The sequence below is a fragment of the Streptomyces sp. NPDC002889 genome (assembly GCF_042888425.1).
In the GTDB taxonomy this organism is placed as follows: Bacteria; Actinomycetota; Actinomycetes; order Streptomycetales; family Streptomycetaceae; genus Streptomyces.
In genome coordinates this window covers 256683-276015 of the sequence record NZ_JBIAPT010000001.1, presented here as the reverse complement: position 1 = coordinate 276015, position 19333 = coordinate 256683, and the positions used below count along the sequence as shown (strand labels likewise).

The following is a 19333-nucleotide window of genomic DNA, read 5'->3' as shown; positions in this document are numbered from 1 at the left end:
CATTCGTGGTGTACCCGGGGAAAGGACGCGATGCCATGTCGGAGGCTGCATCCACCCGGACTTCCGTCGCACTGCTCCCCTCGCTCGCCCCTCTGCTGCACCAATGGCTGCCCAGACAACGCTGGTTCGCCGGCAAGGGGTCCCGCCTCGCCGGCTTCTCGCTCGTCTCGGCGACCGAGCTGCTCCCCCTCCACGGGCCCGGCCCAGGCCTGCTGCATCTGCTGGTGCGGGTCCGGCAGCCGGACCTCACCGCACCGCACGCGATCGCCGACTGCTACCAACTGCTCATCGGCGTACGCGAAACCCTGCCGCGTTCCCTCGCTCCGGCGCTGATCGGACATCTGTCAGAGGGTCCTCTCGCCGGGCGGACCGTGTACGAAGGGCTGCACGATCCCCGGCTGGCCGCGCTGCTGCTGGAACGGCTGCGCACGCCGGGCTCCCTCGGCCCGCTGCGCTTCGACCGGTTCGAGAGTGCGCCCGCGATTCCGCCGGGCCTGGCCCCCCGGCCGCTGGACGCCGAGCAGTCCAACTCTTCGCTGATCTACGGCGATACGTACATCCTCAAACTCTTCCGCCGTATCCACCCCGGCCCCAACCCCGATCTGGAGCTGCCACTGGCACTGGCCCGGGCCGGCTGCGACCGCGCGCCGGCGCCGGTCGCCTGGTACGAGGCACACGCGCCGGAACCTTTCACCCTGGGAGTTCTCCAGCCCTATCTGCGCGACTCGCGCGACGCCTGGAGGCTCGCCCTGGACGCACTGGCCGACGGGCGTTCCTTCGACCATGAGGCCCATGCGCTCGGACGGGTCACCGCCGAGGTGCACACGGCGCTCGCGGACGCCCTGCCCACCGTGAAGCTGAGCGGAGCGCAGACGGAGCACCTGGCGGCCGCCATGGCGCAGCGGCTGGACGCGGCGGCCCAGGCGGTACCCGCCCTGGTGCCGTACGTGCCCCGGCTGCGGGCCGCCTTCGATGCGGTCGCCGTGCTCGGCAGGCACGGGTGCACCTGGGCGGCGCAGCGGGTGCACGGGGATCTGCATCTGGGCCAGGCCCTGCACTGCTCGACCGACGGCGCCTGGTCGGTCATCGACTTCGAGGGCGAGCCCGCGAAGCCGCTCACCGAGCGCCGGCGGCCGCAGCCCACGGTTCGCGATGTCGCGGGCATGCTCCGCTCGTTCGACTACGCGGCCCGCACCCACCGCCCCTGGAACCCCGTCTGGGCCGAGCTGTGCCGCGCCGCGTACTGCGAGGGCTACGCGGCGGCCTGTGGGACCGATCCGCGGGAGGAGCCGGAAATGCTGCGCGCGTACGAGACCGACAAGGCCGTGTACGAGGTCGTCTACGAGGCCCGGCACCGGCCCGACTGGCTGCCGGTGCCGATGGCCGCGATCGACCGCCTTGCCGCGGCGCACTGATGTCCCCCCACCCCGACCCCCACCGTCGCCCCAGGAGGCCGAACCCGTGACCCGCCGCCCCCCGTCCCGTCATTCATCCGACTCCGACCTGCCGAAGCAGCCGGCCGAGACCCCGACCGCCGAGGCGAAACCGTCGGGCACGCCGGCCCGGACCGGGGCGGACCGGTCGAAGGCGGCCGGGACCGCTGCCGCGGGGGCCGGCCCCTCGGAGGCGGCCGGCCGGGCCGAGACCGGCGGGACGGCCACCGGCGGGGCGCAGACCGCCAGGGGAGCGCGTGCCACCGGGGCGCAGACCGCCGGCCGGTCGAGCGCGGCCGGGGGCGATCCGGCCGGTCCGGAGGCGGCCGCGGCGCAGGCCGCCGGTGCGAAGGCGACCCGGCCGGAGGCGGAGGGAGCGGGGTCGGCCGGACCCGGTTCGCCCGCCACCGGCTCGGGCGGGGCCACGCCGCAGCCGGACGCCGCCGCACCCCGGCCCCGCGCGGCAGGCGGCGGCAGCCGCGGCGTACGCGCGGCGAAGCCGCTCGGGGACGGGGACCGGCAGCGGCTGCTGTCCGGCGCCCACCACGATCCGCATGCGCTGCTCGGGGCCCACTCCGTACGTGGCGGCGTCGAGTTGCGCGTACTGCGCCCGTACGCGCGAACGGTGACCGTGCTCGGCAAGGGGCTCAGGGCGGGGCTGCACTCGGACGGCGACGGCCTCTTCTCGGGACTGCTGCCCATGCGCACCACGCCGGACTACCGGCTGCTGGTCACCTACGACGACAACGAGAGCGGGTTCGAGGTCCATGACCCGTACCGCTTTCTGCCCGCGCTCGGCGATCTCGATCTCCATCTGATCGGCGAGGGCCGGCACGAGGAGCTGTGGAAAGCGCTCGGCGCGCATCCGATGACGCATCAGGGCGTCACCGGCACTCGGTTCACCGTCTGGGCGCCCAATGCCCAGGGCGTACGGGTCGCCGGCGACTTCAACTACTGGGACAGCACAGGCTTTCCGATGCGTTCGCTCGGCGCGACGGGCGTGTGGGAGCTGTTCCTGCCGGGCGTCGGCGAGGGCACGCTCTACAAGTTCGACATCACCCGCCCGGACGGCTCGCACACGCTGCGGGCCGACCCGATGGCCCGGCGTACCGAGGTGCCGCCGGCCAACGCGTCGGTCGTGACCGAGTCGCACCATGTGTGGCACGACGAGGAGTGGATGGCTCACCGCGCCGACCGTCCGGTCCACGAGGCACCGGTCTCGGTCTACGAAGTGCATCTCGGTTCCTGGCGCCCCGGGCTGACCTACCGTCAGCTGGCGACGCAGCTGCCTGCCTATGTCAAGGAACTCGGCTTCACCCACGTGGAGTTCATGCCGCCCGCCGAGCATCCCTTCGGCGGCTCCTGGGGCTATCAGGTCACCGGCTTCTACGCCCCCACCTCCCGGATGGGCACCCCCGACGACTTCCGCCACCTGGTGGACTGTCTGCACCGGGCGGGCATCGGCGTGCTGGTGGACTGGGTGCCCGCGCACTTCCCGAGGGACGACTGGGCACTGGCCGAGTTCGACGGCCGTCCGCTGTACGAGCACACCGACCCGGCGCGCGCGGCGCATCCCGACTGGGGCACGCTCGAGTTCGACTACGGCCGCAAGGAGGTGCGCAACTTCCTGGTGGCGAACGCCGCTTACTGGTGCGAGGAGTTCCACATCGACGGTCTGCGGGTCGATGCCGTCGCCTCGATGCTCTACCTGGACTACTCCCGCGAGGACGGCCAGTGGAGCCCGAACGAACACGGCGGCCGGGAGAATCTGGACGCCGTCGCCTTCCTCCAGGAGATGAACGCCACGGTCTACCGCCGCTGCCCCGGCGTCGTCACGATCGCCGAGGAGTCCACGGCATGGGACGGCGTGACCCGGCCGACCCACCATGTGGGCCCGGGCGGCTTCGGCGGGCTCGGCTTCGGCCTGAAGTGGAACATGGGCTGGATGCACGACTCGCTGCAGTACGTCGCGAAGGAGCCGGTGCACCGCAAGTACCACCACAACGAGATGACGTTCTCGATGGTGTACGCGTACAGCGAGAACTACGTGCTGCCCATCTCGCACGACGAGGTGGTGCACGGCAAGCGGTCGCTGGTCGGCAAGATGCCGGGCGACTGGTGGCAGCAGCGCGCCAACCACCGCGCGTATCTGGGCTTCATGTGGGCCCATCCGGGCAAGCAACTGCTCTTCATGGGCCAGGAGTTCGCACAGGGTGCAGAGTGGTCGGAGGGTCATGGCCCGGACTGGTGGCTGCTCGACCCTTCGTACGCGGCGGAGCCGGACCACCGCGGCGTACGCGACCTGGTGCGCGAGCTGAACAAGGTGTACGGCCGGACGCCGGCGCTGTGGCAGCGGGACACCGTCCCCGAGGGTTTCGCCTGGGTGGACGGCCACGCGGCCGAGGACAATGTCTTCTCGTTCCTGCGCTTCGACGCGCAGGGCGCCCCGCTGCTGGCGGTCTCGAACTTCTCCCCGGTTGTCCGGCACGAGTACCGGCTCGGGGTGCCGTCGTCCGTGCCCGCCTGGGCGGAGGTCCTGAACACGGACGATGCTCGGTTCGGCGGCAGCGACGTCCTCAACCTCGACCAGGTGAAGCCGGAGTCCGTCGCCGCCCACGGTCACCGCACGAGCATCCAGCTCACTCTGCCGCCGCTGGCGACGGTGTGGATGAAGCCGGTGTGACGACCCCGAGGCGCTGGGTGGCACGGGTCAGCGCCACATAGAGGTCGTTGGCCCCCATGCACTCCGGGGCGACGACGAGGACCGTGTCGAACTCCAGGCCCTTGGCCTGCCGCGCATCGAGCAGGACGACGGGCCGGGACAGATCCAGCGGCCCGTCGTGCCGCAGTTCCCCGAGCTCGCCGTGCAGCTCCCGCGGGGCGATCACGGCGAGCCTGCCCTCCTGCGGGGCCTCGGCCCTGGCGAGCGAGGCCACTTCGCCGAGCGGCAACGTGCGCTCCCAGGGACGTACGCCCGTCGTGCGGATCGAGCGCGGCGGCTCGAACGCCTGGTCGGCGGCGCGCCGGCGCTCGGCCGCGTACTCCATGATCTCCGCGGGGGTGCGGTAGTTGACGCCGAGCCGGGCGAGCTTCCAGCGGCCGGGCACATACGGCGCGAGGATCTGATCCCAGGAGTCGCACCCTGCCAGGTCACCTGTCTGGGCGGGGTCGCCGACGAGGGTCATCGAGCGGGTCGGGCAGCGGCGCATCAGCAGCCGCCAGGCCATGGCTGACAGTTCCTGCGCCTCGTCGACGATGATGTGGCCGAATGCCCAGGTCCGGTCGGCGGCGGCACGCTCGGCGGCACTGCGGTGGTCGGCCTCCTCCTGGCGTTCGGCCATCCGTTCGGCGTCGATGATGTCGTGCGCGGCGAGCACCTCCGACTCTTCGTCGTGCTTGTCCTCGAACTCGTAGGTACGGGAGGCGTAGGAGACATCGAGCACGCCCTGCGCGTAGGCGATCTGCCGGGCGCGTTCGGCCTCGGCGGCCGCAAGGGCGGCGGAGTCGTCCTCACCGAGGAGTTCGGCCGCCTCGTCGAGCAGGGCCACGTCGGCGGGCGTCCATGCCCCGCCTTCGCGTCTGATCAACTCCCTCTCCTCCTCGTCGAGGTGAGTGGGATCGGCCAGATAGTCCGCGAGGAACTCCTGCGGGGTGAGCGCAGGCCAGAGAGTCGCGATGGCGGCGTGCACCTCGGCGCTGGCGGCGATGCCCTTGCCGAGCTGGGCGATGTCGTCGGGGCCGAGGAAGTTGGGGCCGCCGTACGGATCGGCACCGATGCGGTCGGAGAGCTGGGTGGTGAGCTCGTCGATGAGCCGGAACGCGAAGTACGGGCGGGCGAGATTGTGCGGCAGCCCGGTCTCGCGGGCCTTGTGGCGCGCTTCGACGGCCATGTCCCAGTCCAGGACGAGCTCCCCGTCGTCGTGCGCGATGACCAGGGGGGCGCCCTTCTCGGGCACCTGCTGCCGGTCCCGTACGGCCTCGGCCAGTACGCCGGCCATGCCGGCCCGGCCCTTGACCGCGGCGGCCGCGGGACTGTCGGTTCCGGCGGCCGTGACGCCGGGGAACAGCTCGCCGACCGTCGCCAGCAGCACACCGGTCTCGCCGAGCGAGGGCAGCACCTCGCCGATGTACCCGAGGAACACCGGATTGGGTCCCACGATCAGCACGGCACGCTTGGCGAGCCGCTCCCGGTGCGCGTACAGCAGATACGCGGCCCGGTGCAGCGCGACGGCGGTCTTGCCGGTCCCCGGCCCGCCCTCGACGACGAGCACGCCGTGATGCGGGGCGCGGATGATGTGGTCCTGCTCGGCCTGGATGGTCGACACGATGTCGCCCATCCGTCCGGTGCGTGCGCTGTTGAGCGAGGCGAGCAGCACCTCGTCGGCGTCGTGCGACTCGAAGCCGGTGCGGGTGGTGTCGGCGAGATCCATGATCTCGTCGTGGAGCGCCGTGACCGTCCGCCCCCGGGTGGTGATGTGCCGTCTGCGGCGCAGCCCCATGGGCTCGTACCCGGTCGCGAGATAAAACGGCCGGGCGACCGGAGCCCGCCAGTCGATCAGCAGCGGCGTGCGTTCGGCGTCGTCACGCCGGATTCCGGTACGCCCGATGTGATGCGTCACGCCGTCGCGCAGGTCGATCCGCCCGAAACACAGTCCGGAGTCCGCGGCATCGAGGGCGGCGAGCGAGGCGGAGTGTTCGGCCACACCGACATCGCGCTCGACGCGCGCCTGCAGCCCTGTGCTGACCTGCGCAGTCGTGGCGCGCACGGCGGCTTCCGCCTCCGCCCTGAGCTGGTCGAGCCGCTCATGGACGAGGGAGACGAATTGTTGTTCCCGCCGCATTTCCTCGGTTGACAATTCAGCTCCTGACGCGATAGAGTCCGTTTATTCGACTTCTCCGTGTTTCGTGTCCTACGCAAACACGGAAACACTTAATATACGCAGAGAAATACCCCGGCCGTCAATTCGGTCCGGGGGTTTTTTGTTTGTGCAGGAGAAGCGTGCCGACGAGTCCGCCTCCGTGTCGTCGCCGTTGTCCCGAGCCTCGTGCCTCGTGCAGGGTGGCAGGTGACATCGACACCAACGGGGGACCCATGGCGAAGGCGGTCGACGAAGCGGTGGCGCGGGCGGTCGCGCTGTTGCGGGCATGCGGTGCGGAGGGGATGGAACATCCCGGCGGGACGCTGCTCGCCCATCTGGAGCGGGTGCGGGAGCGGCTGGCGGCATGGGGCGCGCGGCCGGAGCTGCAGCTGGCGGGGCTCTGCCACGCGTTCTACGGCACGGACGGGTTCGCCGCCTCGCTGCTGCCGCTGGAGCGGCGCGGCGAACTCGCGGCGGCGATCGGCACAGAGGCCGAGGAACTCGTGTACTTCTACGCGAGCTGCGACCGCGAGGCCTCGTACGCATCGCTGGCCTCGGACGAAGCGGCGTTCCGGGACCGGTTCACGGGCCGGACGTTCACGCCGACCGCCGCACAGCGAGCGGATTTCGTCGAGCTCACGGCCGCCAATGAACTCGACCTCGCGGTGGTGAACGAAGAGTTCCGGGTCATGTGGGGCGGAGAGCTCCTGATGCTCTTCGACCGGTTCGCACCGCTGCTCGGTGAGGCGGCGCGCAAGGACCTGCGCACAGGACTCGACCCGGACAGCGAGGCCCCGGCCGCGGCCGGACCGAATGTCAGTGGCAGCCCCTAGCGTTCTCTGCAGTGGAACGGGCGGGAAACGGCCGCCTGTTCCGTCCTGGGGAGGGGTCTGCCATGTCACGCACCACGACGTATCTGGAGCTGTCGCAGGACGGCGGCGGAGCGCACAAGTTCTACGAGGTGGCCGTGGAGGGGACGGTCGTCTCGGTGCGCTACGGCCGGATCGGCGCGGGCGGGCAGCTGCAGACCTCGACCTTCCCCACGGCCGAGAAGGCGCAGGCCGCTGCGGCCAGGAAGATAGGCGAGAAGGTGCGCAAGGGGTACGCGCCCGCGGTCCAGGGACAGCGGGCGGCCCGGCCGGTGACGCGTCGCCAGGTGACCTCCGCGCCCTCGACCGCGCGCTCCACGGCACCGGTGCTGTGGCGGTTCCGTACAGGCTCAGCGGCCTTCGGCATCCACATCGACGAGGACCGCTGCTGGGTGGGCAACCAGGCGGGCGATGTGTACACGCTCAGCCACGGCGGCGAGGTGCTCGCCCGCTACTCACTGCCGGACGGCGTCAAGTGCCTGGTGGCGGACGACTTCTGGATCTACGCGGGCTGCGACGACGGCAAGGTGTACGACCTCTCGTCGAAGCTGCCGTTCGCCGCGTACGACATCGCCGCGGATGTCGACATCTTCTGGCTCGACATCCGTGAGGGCGTGCTGAACGTCTCCGACGCCGACGGCGGGCTGACGGTCATCGACCACGAGGACGAGCACCAGTGGGGGCGCAGGTCGAGCGGCAACCAGGCCTGGATGGTGCGAGCGGACGAGGGCGCGGTCTACCACGGTCACAGCAAGGGCGTCACGGCGTACGCCCCTGACGGTGGCGGGCAGTTGTGGCACACGGCAACCACGGGGGCTGTGCTGTTCGGCTGGCAGGAAGCCGAATCGGTCTACGCCGGCACGGTTCGTCATGTGGTGCAGCGGCTCTCGAAGACGACGGGGGCGGTCCAGGCGACGTACCGCTGTGACACCGCGGTGTACTCCTGCGCGACCTCGCCGGACGGGCGTCATGTCTTCGCCGGCGACTCGTCGTCCTCCGTGTACTGCTTCACCGCGGACGGCACCCGGCTGTGGAAGCTCGGCACGGGCGGGGGCTCTGCGCTGTCCATGCAGTACCGGGACGAGAAGCTCTACATGGTCACCACGGACGGTTCTCTGGTGTGCGTGGACGCAAGCGAGGCCGCGGTCGCGGCAGCCCAACAGGGCACAGTCCCCGTGGCGAGGGACGTCAAGTCGGCGGCCGCGCTGCCGACGTACCGGCCCGCCGTGTCGCCGACGGCGGTCGCGACCATCTCGGCGCCTCCCGTCGGCGGAGTGGTCGTGGAATGCGTCCAGGTGGGCGGCCGGATGCGGGTGCATGTGGTGTCCGACGGCTTCGAACCGTCGTGGCACGTCCAGTTCCCGCGCGGGATACGGGAGGTGGGCGCCCGGTACGTCGTCGACGCGCTGCACCCGGCCGAGGCCGGTTTCTATCGGGTGCGCGGCGAGATCCGGCGCCTGGTCTGAGGCCCGTCGACGTCAGGCTCCAAGCGCCTCGCCGGTCGCTGCTCAGGGCTGGAGCGCATCCTCCAGCTCCTGCAGCAACCTGCGCCTGGGGCGGGCACCGACCATGGACCGAACCGGCTCGCCGCCGCGGAACACCATCAGCGTCGGCATCGAGAGCACCCCGTACCGCGCCATGGTCTCCGGGTTGGTGTCGGCGTCGAGCTGGACGACCTTCAGCCGCGCCCTCTCCTGCGCGGCTATCGCGCTCAGCACCGGCGCGAGCTGGCGGCACGGGCCGCACCAGTCCGCGGTGAACTCCACCAGGACCGGGCGGTCCGCGCCCAGCACCTCGGCGTCGAAGTCCGCGTCCGTCACCGCCGCAACGCCCTTTGCCTGAATCATTCGTCAACCTCCGAATTCGCACTGTGGGTCCGGGCCGGTCGGCAGCTGTGCCTCGGCCCTCAGAAGCTGCGCCCCGACCTGTTCCCGTACCGACTGCAACCGCCCGATGAGCGTGTCCAGCTCGGCGAGCTTGGTCCGGTAGACGGCGAGCGAGCCCGGGCAGGCGTCGCCCTCCGGGTGTCCGGCGCGCAGGCAGTCGACGAAGGGCCGGGTCTCCTCCAGGCCGAACCCGAAATCCTGGAGGGTCCGGATCTGCTGGAGGAGACGCAGGTCGTCCTCGTCGTACGTGCGGTAACCGTTCACCGCACGCCGGGCGGGCAGGAGCCCGCGGGACTCGTAGTAACGCAGCGTGCGGGTGGTGGTCCCGGTACGCGCCGCGAGCTCGCCGATTCGCATGCCGCGACCGTAATCCTTGACGCCGACGTCAAGGCAAGAGCCTGCCGGGCTCATCCCCGGGCGGGGCAGTAGCGGCTTCCGTGCCGGGAGGCGCCGTCCCGAGCAGGGCTGCCGAGCCGGCGTTCAGTACTGATCAACCGCTCCAACTGCCTGATGCATTCAGGAAATTGACACAGTGAAGCCATTGACGGCGCCCATGTCTCCATCTACAAAACATCCTGAGAGCGCTCTCAATCGTGCTCTCGAGCCATCCCCGCACTCCCCCTCGGCACCACCTTTCCGGAGGTGTTCCTTGAGCACGAGCCGCATCAGACACACCACCCGCCACACCCGACCCCTGCTCGCCGGCGTGATCGCCCTGGTGATCGCCCTGGCAGGCTTCATCGCCGTGACCGGGGCAGGCCCCGCACGCGGCGACGTACCCCCCACACCCGGCTGGAACCTCCAGTGGAGCGACGACTTCACCGGCGCCATCCGCACTCTTCCCTCGTCCGTCAACTGGCAGATCGACACCGGTCACGCCTACCCCGGCGGCCCCGGCAACTGGGGCACCGGTGAGATCCAGAACTACACCGCGAGCCCCGACAACCTGAGCCTCGACGGCAACGGCAATCTGCGCATCACCCCGCTCCGGGACGGCGCGGGCAACTGGACCTCGTCCCGCATCGAGACCAGGCGCGCCGACTTCAAGGCGCCGGCCGGGGGAACGCTGCGTATCGAGGGCCGCATCCGGATGCCCGATGTCACCGGCCAGGCCGCACTCGGTTACTGGCCCGCGTTCTGGGCGCTGGGCGCCCCGTACCGCGGCAACTACTGGAACTGGCCCTCCATCGGCGAGTTCGACATCATGGAGAACGTCAACGGCATCAACTCCGTCTGGGGGGTGCTGCACTGCGGGGTCAACCCCGGCGGACCCTGCAACGAGACCAGCGGCATTGCCAACAACCGGGCCTGCCCCGGAGCCAGTTGCCAGTCCGCCTTCCACACCTACCGCTTCGAGTGGGACCGCTCGGTCGCGCCGAACGAGCTGCGCTGGTACGTGGACGGGCAGCTGTTCCACAGCGTCAGCCAGAGCCGCTTCGACGCCGGCACCTGGGCCGGCATGACGGAGCACGCGGGCTATTTCATCCTGCTCAATGTCGCGATCGGCGGCGCGTTCCCGGACGCGCTGGCGGGTAAGACCCCCACCGCGGCGACCGTCCCGGGCCGTGCGATGCTCGTGGACTACGTCGCCGTGTGGACGCGGGGTGGCGGCGGTGGCGGTACTACTCCGCCTCCCGGTCCGAGCGACCCGCCGCCGTCCGGCTCCTCCCGGCTCCATCTGCGTTCGGGCGGCGGCGCGGGTGACGCCGCGGCGTCGGCGGCCACGGCCACGCTCGCCTCGGCGGGCGGCGCCAACCACGACGGCACCCCGAACAACCCGCAGGTCTTCACCTCGGGCCCCGTCACCCGCACCTACAACGGCGGCGCCACCCAGTTCGACCTGTTCGTCGACGCGGGGTCCACGGTCGCCAACGGCCAGCAGGTCAGGGTGAGTTACGACCACACGGGGGACGGCACCTGGGACCGCACGGAGACCTACCAGTACTTCGCCACAGACCCCGTCGCCGGATACGAGCACTACACGCAGGCGAGAGGCCTGAGGTCGGCGACCGGTACCCACGGCAACCTGACCAACGGCAGGGTACGGGTCGAGGTGTGGAGCGCGATCGGCAACGGCCCGAGCACGCTCGGCATCGGCAACCAGTCCGTCGTCCGTATCCCGTTCGGCTGACCGGGAGTACACCATGAATCCACTGATCCGCAGACTGCTCGCGGCCACGGCGGGCGCACTCATGCTGGCCACGGCCGGCTGGGCGACCAAAGCCGAGGACACCGCTGGTCACCGGCAGGGGCACCAGGCCCATGCGTACACCTTCTCCCGCAGCCAGGCAGCAGCGATCGTCGCGCAGGCGGCGGCCCCGGTGCGCGGCAGCGAGTTCCGTGCGGACTGCTTCTCCAGCCATCGCAGGGGCGACGACCCGATCGTCTTCCCCGGGCAGGCGGGCCGCTCGCACATCCACGAGTTCTACGGGAACAGAACCGCCGACGCATCCTCCACCCTGCAGTCACTTGCCGCAGGCACCACCAACTGCACGCCCCAGGTGGACCTTTCCTCGTACTGGACCCCCACCCTCTACCAGAACGGAGCCCCGGTGGCCCCCGAGCGGGTCACCGTCTACTACCAGGGCATCACCGACCGCACCCGGGCGGTGGCCCATCCACACGGGCTGCGATACGTCGTCGGCAACGCCATGGCCACCTCCCCCGACCAGAACCCGGCCGCCCGCTGGTCGTGCGTGGGCCGACCGGAGTCCAGCCGGGACTTCATCAGCTGCCCGGCGGGCACCAAGCTGGAGAACTATCTGGACTTCCCGACCTGCTGGGACGGGAAGAACCTGGACAGCGCCAACCATCGGGACCATATGGCGTACGCGGTGGGCCAGACCTGCCCCGCAAGCCATCCGGTGGTCGTACCACGGCTCGAGCTGCTGATCACCTGGCCGGTCAACGGCGGCGGCCTGACCCTCGCAGGCACCAGGAACGGAGCGAACGTCACCAACGCACCCGGATACACCTTCCACGGCGACTTCTTCAACGCCTGGAACCAGGCGGAGTTGGAGCGCCGGGTGCGGGACTGCATCGTCGCGGGCTACATCTGCGGGACGGACGGCAGGCCGATCCAGCAGTGACCCCGCAGGGGTTACGAGGGGCCGCTGCTGTCCTCGAACGACCCCAGCCGCCCGGTGAGTCGGACCCTCGTCCACTCGCCGGGCGCGCCCGCGGCACGGTCCGGCACCGACCGGCCCGGCGGGGTCGGCCGCTCCACGGGCCCACTCCGCGCGGATGCGCCCGGCCACCGTCCGGTACGCTTCACCGCTCCGGAAGCCGATGGGCCGAGCGCCGAGTTCCTGCTGTGTGCGGGTCTTCATGACCACGACTGCGGGAACTCGACGGCGTTCGAGGTCCACCCGGTTCCTGGTGCGGGGGTGTTGCCGGGCCCACGGGGGTGGGGTCCGGCGCACGCCCCCCGGAGCGAGGGTGCGGTCAGTCGCCGGGGGCCCTGAATTCGACCGACTTCCTCGTAGCCGCATCGATGTCCTCCACGCTGAGCAGGGGGACGACTTTGGACTGCACGGCTCCGGTGGCGTGGACCGTCAGGGCGGTCGCGGCCATGGAGACGTCGTCCGGCATGTCTGCCACGAGGTAGAGATCGTTCTCGCCGAAGGCGAAGTACATCCAGTCGAGCGTGCCACCGCACGAGCGGAGGACCGTCTCCACGGCCTCCCGGCGGCCCGTGCCGCCCTCGGCGAGCAGGCCTTTGGTTCCCTCGGCCGTGTAGCTGGCCTGGACCAGGTATTTCGGCATGTGCCTCTCCCGTTTCCCGGTGCGCCGCAGGTGCGGCCATCTGTTTCACCTTTGGGCACGGGCGGCCGCTCGGCCATCCGGAGACCGCCGCACGAGGTGCGGGGGACGAGGCCGCAGTGATGCCGCCATCACGTCGGGAACGGTATCGACCGCGTCGGATGCGACACTCCCATGGTCGGCCGCCGGCCCCTAGGTTCGCGGTATGAGTACGGAAATCAGCAACCACACAGCGCCGGCGGCCCGATCGCGTACGCACACCTGGGGCGCACCCGTGCGGCCGAACGCCGACATCCTGAAGATGACGGGGCGAGAGATCCTCCGGGCCGGGATCGACGGCCGATTCCCCGCCGCTCCGATCATGAGCACGCTCGGCTTCCGCTTCGTGGAGGTCGGGGACGGGCTGGCGGTCTTCGAGACCACGCACGGAGAGCACCTGTACAACCCGATGGGCAGCGTCCACGGCGGCTACCTCGCCGCGGTGATGGACGCGGCGCTCGGCTCGGCGGTGATGAGCCGGCTGCCCGCGGGCTCCACGTACACCACGACCCAGCTCAATCTGAATCTGATCCGTCCGGCCTTCGCCGACACGCCACCGCTGCGGGTCACGGGCACGGCGCTGCATGTCGGCCGCACCACCGCGACGGCGGAGGCACGGGTGACGGGGATCGAGGACGGAAAGCTGTACGCGCACGGGACCACGACCTGTGCGGTGTTCTCGTTCCCGACCCCCGGCTGACGTGTTACCCGGTCCGTTGTCGACCCGGGCAGGGGCCCTGGTGGTTGCGTCGGTGGCCGGTTTCCACGGGGGCGAACCCTGCCCGGTCACAGAGGCGGGCCCCGGCACCCCTGCCGGCTGGAAGGGTGCTGAGGCCCGCTGTTTGTCGCCCTGCCGGTCAGACCTTCGCGGGCGCCGTCTGCTCGTCCCGCTGCTGCGGTACGCCGGCGTCCGTGGTCACGTCCGCGTCCGGCGCCGGGGCGTGGTCGTCCAGCAGCGTCCGCTCGTCGAAGGGGATCTCCCGGGCCAGCACCTGCGCGGCCCGCTCCTTGTCGATCTCCCTCGTCCACGTACCGATCAGCACCGTGGCCACGGCGTTGCCCGCGAAGTTGGTCAGCGCGCGCGCCTCGCTCATGAAGCGGTCGATGCCGACGATCAGGCCGACGCCGTCGACCAGTTCGGGACGGTGCGACTGCAGACCGCCCGCCAGCGTGGCCAGCCCGGCCCCGGTGACACCCGCCGCGCCCTTCGACGCGACGAGCAGGAAGAGCAGGAGCGGGATCTGCTCCCCGACCGACATCGGGTTGCCCATGGCATCGGCGATGAAGAGCGAGGCCATGGTCATGTAGATCATGGTGCCGTCGAGGTTGAAGGAGTAGCCGGTCGGGACGGTGATGCCGACCACCGGCTTGCTCACGCCCAGGTGCTCCATCTTCGCGATGAGCCGCGGAAGGGCGGACTCGGAGGAGGAGGTGGACAGGATCAGCAGGAACTCACGGCCGAGGTACGTGAAGAGCGTGAAGATGTTGATCCCCGCGACCAGGCGCAGCAGCGCGCCGAGCACGATGAAGACGAAGAGGAAGCAGGTCACGTAGAAGCCGAGCATCAGCACGGCGAGGCTCTTGAGGGCGTCCAGACCGGCCGAACCGGTGACGGCGGCGATCGCGCCGAAGGCACCGATCGGCGCGGCCCACATCACCATGGCGAGGATGCGGAAGACGAGCCGCTGGATGTGGCCGATACCGCGCAGCACCGGCTCGCCGGCCGGACCCATCGCCTGCAGCGCGAAGCCGGCGAGCAGCGCGACGAGGAGTGTCTGGAGAACCTCTCCCGTGGTGAAGGCGGACACGATCGTGGTCGGGATGATCCCGAGGACGAACTCGACCGGCGGCTTGGCCTCGGTCGAGACCTGGCCCTGGCCGGCCTCCTTGACCGCGTCGGTCAGCGCCAGGCCGTCGCCGGGCTGCAGCACGTTGCCGACGACCAGGCCGATGGCCAGCGCGACCAGCGACATCGCCAGGAAGTAGCCGAGCGCTATGCCGCCGACCGCGCCGACCTTGGCGGCCTTCCGTACCGAGCCGATGCCCAGCACGATGGTGCAGAAGATGATCGGCGAGATCATCATCTTGATCAGGTTCACGAAGCCGGTACCGAGTGGCTTGAGCTCGACGGCGAACCCAGGGGCCGCAAGGCCCACGACGATGCCCATCACGACCGCGATGATCACGGCGATATAGAGGTAGTGCGTACGGTCCCGCCTGACGGCTCCAGTGGCCACGGGGTCCTCCTTGTTCAAATACGTCCATGTCCCTATGGATGTCGCGACTATCCATCACCCTGTGACCCCGGTCACCCTTACGTACGTTTCGTTCACACAAACCCGGCCAGGCAGACTTACGGCATGCGCATTCCCCGTCCCCGCAGCCTCGCGGGACAGCTGTTCGCGATGCAGGTGGTGCTGGTCGCCGCGATCGTGGCGGGCTGCGCGCTGTTCGCGTACCTCACCGACCGCTCGCAGGCCGAGGACACCGCACGGCTGCAGTCCACGGCCACGGCGGCCGCCGCCGCGCGCTCGCCCTCGGTGGTCGAGGCGGCGCGCACGGCGGACCCGTCGAGCGTCCTGCAGCCCTACGCGGAGACGCTGCGCAAGGACGCCGGGGTCGACTTCGTCGTGATCATGGATACGGACGGGAAGCGCTGGACGCATCCGGAGCCGGGCGAGATCGGGCGGACGTACCTCGGCCACATCGGTCCCGCGCTGCGGGGCGAGATCTACAGCGAGAAGCACCTGGGTGTGCTGGGACCCTCGGTGCGGACGGTCGCGCCGGTGTACGACGACGGGAAGGTCGTCGCGCTCGTGAGCGCCGGCATCACGATCCAGGAGATCAGCGAGCAGGTGGCCAAACAGGTCACGGCGCTGCTCGGGGTGGCGGGGGCGGCGCTGGCGCTGGGCGGTATCGGTACGTATGTGATCAACGCACGGCTGCGGCGGCACATGCATGGCATGAACGCCGCAGAGCTGAGCCGGATGCACGACTACCACCAGGCCGCGCTGCACGCGGTGCGCGAGGGTCTGGTGATGCTGGACGGGCGGCGGCGGATCGCGCTGGCCAATGACGGGGCGCGGAACCTGCTGGGTCTCGGCGAGGACGCGGTGGGCCGCCCGGTGGCCGAACTCGGGCTGCCGGCCCCGCTCACCGGCGCGCTGCTGGCGTCCGAGCCACGGGTCGACGAGGTGCATCTGACCGCGGACCGGGTCGTCGTGGTGAACACCCGCCCGGTCGTCGGCGGGGAGCAGCGCGGCACGGTGGTCACTCTGCGCGACCACACCGAGCTCCTGGCGCTGTCGGGCGAGCTGGACTCGGAACGGGGCTTCACCCAGGCCCTGCGCTCCCAGGCCCACGAGGCCGCGAACCGCCTGCACACGGTGGTCTCCTTGATCGAACTCGGCCGCTCGGGCGAGGCGGTCGACTTCGCCACCGCGGAACTGGAACTGGCCCAGGCCCTGACCGACCGTGTCGTCGGCGCGGTCGGAGAACCCGTCCTGGCGGCGCTGCTGCTCGGCAAGGCGGCCCAGGCGAACGAGCGGGGTGTGGAACTGGTCCTCGCCGAGGAAAGCCGCATCGACGACGGCGTCCTCCCGACGACGCTCCCGTCGCGCGACCTGGTGACGATCCTGGGCAACCTGATCGACAACGCGGTCGACGCGGCATCGGAGGCCGCGGCACCGCCCGCGGCGCTCCCGAGCCAGGCGGACCCGGTGCTCGACACGGTGGCAGGCGTCACGCCGGACACGCCCGACGCCGTGGGCGCGGCCCGCGTCAGCGACACGCCCCCCGTGGCGGCCGCGGCCCGCGCCGCGCACACGTCCGACGGCACTGGCGTGGCAAGCCCGGCACAGCGGGCCGGCTCCGGCGCGCCGCTCCCCCCGGGAACCGGTTCTCCGGACGCCGAGCACACCGAGGCGACCGGCGGCCCCGCGCCCCTCACAGGTGCCACCCGCGCCCGCGTGAGCGTCACCGCGCGGGTCGAGGGCGGCCGGTTGTTGCTGCGGGTCGCCGACAGCGGGCCCGGCGTCGATCCCGAGCGCACGCAGGACGTCTTCCGGCGCGGGTGGTCCACGCACGGGCCCGGCCGCGGGATCGGGCTGGCACTCGTGCAGCAAGCCGTGCACCGCGCGCGTGGAACCGTGGCGGTCACCCAAGGACCCGACGGCGGCGCCGAGTTCACCGTCACGCTGCCCCTGCGGACCTGGGAGGTGGGCACATGAGACCCGAGCACTGCCGTCGACCTTGGGTTCAGCCCACCGAAAGACGCCACACGGCGGAGGTGGGCGCATGACGATCAGGGTCCTCGTCGTCGAGGACGACCCCGTCGCCGCCGATGCGCACGCGCTCTACGTAGGCCGTGTCCCCGGGTTCGCCGTGGCCGGGGTCGCGCATTCGCGCGGGGAGGCCGTACGCGCGCTGGAGCGTACCGGGATCGATCTGCTGCTGCTCGATCTGTACCTGCCCGACGGGCACGGTCTGCAGCTCGTCCGGTCCCTTCGGGCCGCCGGCCACTCGGCCGATGTCATCGCCGTCACCTCCGCCCGTGACCTCGCAATCGTGCGAGAAGGCGTGTCCCTCGGCGTCGTCCAGTACGTCCTCAAGCCTTTCACCTTCTCCACCCTGCGGGACCGGCTCACCCGGTACGCCGAGTTCCGCGCCGCGGCCGGCGAGGCCAGTGGCCAGGAAGAGGTCGACCGTGCCCTCTCCGCCCTGCGCGCACCCCGCGTTGCCTCCCTGCCCAAGGGCCTCAGCGCCCCCACCCTCGACACGGTGACCCGCACGCTGCGCGGCAGCGCCGAGGGGCTGACCGCCACCGAGGCCGCCGCGGCCGTCGGGATCTCGCGGATCACGGCCCGCCGCTATCTGGAGCATCTCGTCACCGAGGGCCGGGCGGAGCGCAGCCCCCAGTACGGCCAGATCGGGCGGCCCGAGCTCCAGTACCGCTGGCTCCGCACCACCCGCTGAGCCGCCCCACACGCACCATCCGCCTGCTCAACACCCTTGGCCTGTACGGGGATTGATTTTGTCAACTGCCCGGTCATACGGTCACCGGGCAGCCCCGCGCCCCGCAGTCCCCTGCCCGGCGCCCCCGGCTTCGAGGAGGTCGTGCCCGTGCGCCCCACCGCCCCACTGATCCTCGCCACCGTCGCCACCGCCCTCGCCGCGGCCACCCTCACCGCCTGCGGCAGTGGTTCCGGGAGCGATCCGGACACCGTCAAGGTCGCCTACAACCGGTCCACCGACAACAAGATCCGTTTCAAGGACGCCTATCTCGAGGCCGCCAAGAAGCAGTTCGAGAGGGACCACCCGGGCAAGAAGGTCAAGCTGATCCCGATCCAGGCCCCGGACAACGACTACGCCACGAAGGCGCAGCAGATGATGCGTTCCCCCAGGACCGCCCCCGACCTGGTCTACGAGGACACCTTCCGCATCAACTCCGACATCAAGGCCGGGTACTTGAAGCCGCTGGACGACTACGTGGCCGAGTGGGACCAGTGGAGCCGGTTCGTCGACACCGCCAAGGCCGCGGCGGAGGCGGAGGACGGCAGGACGTACGGCATCCCGGACGGCACCGACACCCGGGGCCTGTGGTTCAACAAGGAGATCTTCGCCCAGGCCGGGCTCCCGGCGGACTGGAAGCCCAAGGACTGGGCTCAGATCCTGGACGCGGCCCGCACCGTGAAGAAGAAGGTCCCCGGTGCCATCCCGCTCAATGTCTACACGGGCAAGGGCCCCGGCGAGGCATCGGTCATGCAGGGCTTCGAGATGCTGCTCTACGGCACGGGCGAGGACCCCCTCTACGACGCCTCCGCCAAGAAGTGGGTGGCCGGCGGCAAGGGCTTCATCGACGCACTCGACTTCGTGCGCACCGTCTACACCCATAAGCTCGGCCCGGACGTGTCCGACGCACTCGATCCCAACATCGGCACCCGGGTGGCCACCGAGTGGTTCCCCGAGGGCAGGCTGGCGATTTCCCTGGACGGCTCCTGGATGGGCCAGAACTGGGTGAACGAGGGCCCCAAGGAGTGGCCGGAGTGGAGCGAGAAGCTGGCCCAGGCCCCGATGCCCACGCAGCACGGACAGGCACCGGGCAAGGTGTCGATGTCGGGCGGCTGGGCGTGGGCCGTCCCGTCGAAGGCCAAGAACCCGGATCTGGCCTTCGAGTTCATCAAGACGCTCCAGACGCGGGAGAACGCCACGCAGTGGTGTGTGGTCGGCGCGCAGATCGCTGTGCGGGGCGACGTGGCCGCCGATCCTCGGTATCTGAAGTCCATGCCGGGCATCGAATTCTTCACGGCTCTGGTGCCCTACACCCACTACCGGCCCGCGCTGCCCGTCTATCCGCAGGTCTCTACGGCGATCGGCGAGGCGATGGAGACGGTGACCACCGGTGACGCCTCGGCGGCCGAGGCGGCGAAGGCGTACGACGACCGGTTGAGAACCATCGCCGACGGCGCGGTCGTCTCCAGGTGAGG

General features: G+C 70.7%; 15 protein-coding genes. 10 read left to right on the top strand and 5 right to left on the bottom strand.

The window, feature by feature from the left end:
* Positions 1–35: 35 nt before the first annotated feature.
* Both ACFYWI_RS01275 and glgB read left to right on the top strand, forming a co-directional pair.
* Positions 36–1415 (top strand): maltokinase, encoded by a 1380-nt coding sequence (locus tag ACFYWI_RS01275; protein ID WP_389223612.1) that lies wholly within the window; start codon positions 36–38, stop codon positions 1413–1415.
* Between the two features lie 46 nt (positions 1416–1461).
* Positions 1462–4116 carry a 1,4-alpha-glucan branching enzyme gene (gene glgB, locus ACFYWI_RS01270; protein ID WP_389223609.1) on the top strand — a complete coding sequence of 885 codons (2655 nt, stop codon included), beginning with the start codon at positions 1462–1464 and terminating at the stop codon, positions 4114–4116.
* Here the strand turns inward: glgB and ACFYWI_RS01265 are convergent.
* Positions 4073–6274, bottom strand: a complete 2202-nt coding sequence (locus tag ACFYWI_RS01265) for a HelD family protein (RefSeq protein WP_389224426.1) — start codon at positions 6272–6274, stop codon at positions 4073–4075. The genes glgB and ACFYWI_RS01265 overlap by 44 nt on opposite strands.
* Positions 6275–6525: 251 nt before the next feature.
* Here ACFYWI_RS01265 and ACFYWI_RS01260 point away from each other — a divergent pair, with 251 nt between their 5' ends.
* Both ACFYWI_RS01260 and ACFYWI_RS01255 read left to right on the top strand, forming a co-directional pair.
* Positions 6526–7125 (top strand): DUF6817 domain-containing protein, encoded by a 600-nt coding sequence (locus tag ACFYWI_RS01260; RefSeq protein ID WP_389223606.1) that lies wholly within the window; start codon positions 6526–6528, stop codon positions 7123–7125.
* Between the two features lie 62 nt (positions 7126–7187).
* Positions 7188–8627, top strand: coding sequence for a WGR domain-containing protein (locus ACFYWI_RS01255; protein ID WP_389223603.1), 1440 nt, complete (start codon positions 7188–7190; stop codon positions 8625–8627).
* Between the two features lie 42 nt (positions 8628–8669).
* Here the strand turns inward: ACFYWI_RS01255 and trxA are convergent, their stop codons facing one another.
* Together trxA and ACFYWI_RS01245 are read right to left on the bottom strand one after the other, a co-directional pair.
* Positions 8670–9008 (bottom strand): thioredoxin, encoded by a 339-nt coding sequence (gene trxA / locus ACFYWI_RS01250; RefSeq protein ID WP_389223600.1) that lies wholly within the window; start codon positions 9006–9008, stop codon positions 8670–8672.
* 3 nt (positions 9009–9011) lie between these two features.
* Positions 9012–9404 carry a MerR family transcriptional regulator gene (locus ACFYWI_RS01245; RefSeq protein ID WP_389223597.1) on the bottom strand — a complete coding sequence of 131 codons (393 nt, stop codon included), beginning with the start codon at positions 9402–9404 and terminating at the stop codon, positions 9012–9014.
* A gap of 307 nt (positions 9405–9711) precedes the next feature.
* On the opposite strand from ACFYWI_RS01245, the gene ACFYWI_RS01240 reads away from it, so the two are divergent.
* Together ACFYWI_RS01240 and ACFYWI_RS01235 are read left to right on the top strand one after the other, a co-directional pair.
* Positions 9712–11178, top strand: a complete 1467-nt coding sequence (locus tag ACFYWI_RS01240) for a glycoside hydrolase family 16 protein (protein ID WP_389224424.1) — start codon at positions 9712–9714, stop codon at positions 11176–11178.
* A 13-nt stretch (positions 11179–11191) separates the two neighbouring features.
* A complete protein-coding gene (locus ACFYWI_RS01235; RefSeq protein WP_389223594.1) occupies positions 11192–12136 on the top strand; it encodes a DUF1996 domain-containing protein in 945 nt (314 codons plus the stop codon).
* Positions 12137–12491: 355 nt separating this feature from the next.
* On the opposite strand, the gene ACFYWI_RS01230 is transcribed toward ACFYWI_RS01235, so the two are convergent.
* Complete coding sequence (locus ACFYWI_RS01230) at positions 12492–12812, bottom strand: GYD domain-containing protein (RefSeq protein ID WP_389223591.1); 321 nt, start codon at positions 12810–12812, stop codon at positions 12492–12494.
* 202 nt (positions 12813–13014) lie between these two features.
* On the opposite strand from ACFYWI_RS01230, the gene ACFYWI_RS01225 reads away from it, so the two are divergent.
* The gene (locus tag ACFYWI_RS01225) at positions 13015–13548 is read left to right on the top strand and encodes a PaaI family thioesterase (RefSeq protein WP_389223588.1); all 534 of its coding nucleotides are present in this window, start codon (positions 13015–13017) and stop codon (positions 13546–13548) included.
* Positions 13549–13705: 157 nt separating this feature from the next.
* Here ACFYWI_RS01225 and ACFYWI_RS01220 read toward each other — a convergent pair whose 3' ends face one another.
* Positions 13706–15085, bottom strand: a complete 1380-nt coding sequence (locus tag ACFYWI_RS01220) for a cation:dicarboxylate symporter family transporter (protein ID WP_389223585.1) — start codon at positions 15083–15085, stop codon at positions 13706–13708.
* A 123-nt stretch (positions 15086–15208) separates the two neighbouring features.
* On the opposite strand from ACFYWI_RS01220, the gene ACFYWI_RS01215 reads away from it, so the two are divergent.
* The 3 genes from ACFYWI_RS01215 to ACFYWI_RS01205 all read left to right on the top strand — a co-directional run bounded on the left by ACFYWI_RS01215 (position 15209) and on the right by ACFYWI_RS01205 (position 19331).
* Complete coding sequence (locus ACFYWI_RS01215; RefSeq protein ID WP_389223582.1) at positions 15209–17077, top strand: ATP-binding protein; 1869 nt, start codon at positions 15209–15211, stop codon at positions 17075–17077.
* Positions 17078–17144: 67 nt separating this feature from the next.
* Positions 17145–17822 (top strand): response regulator, encoded by a 678-nt coding sequence (locus ACFYWI_RS01210; protein ID WP_389223579.1) that lies wholly within the window; start codon positions 17145–17147, stop codon positions 17820–17822.
* Between the two features lie 147 nt (positions 17823–17969).
* Positions 17970–19331: an extracellular solute-binding protein gene (locus ACFYWI_RS01205; protein WP_389223576.1), complete on the top strand. Its 1362-nt coding sequence runs from the start codon at positions 17970–17972 to the stop codon at positions 19329–19331.
* The last annotated feature ends 2 nt before the right edge of the window (positions 19332–19333 follow it).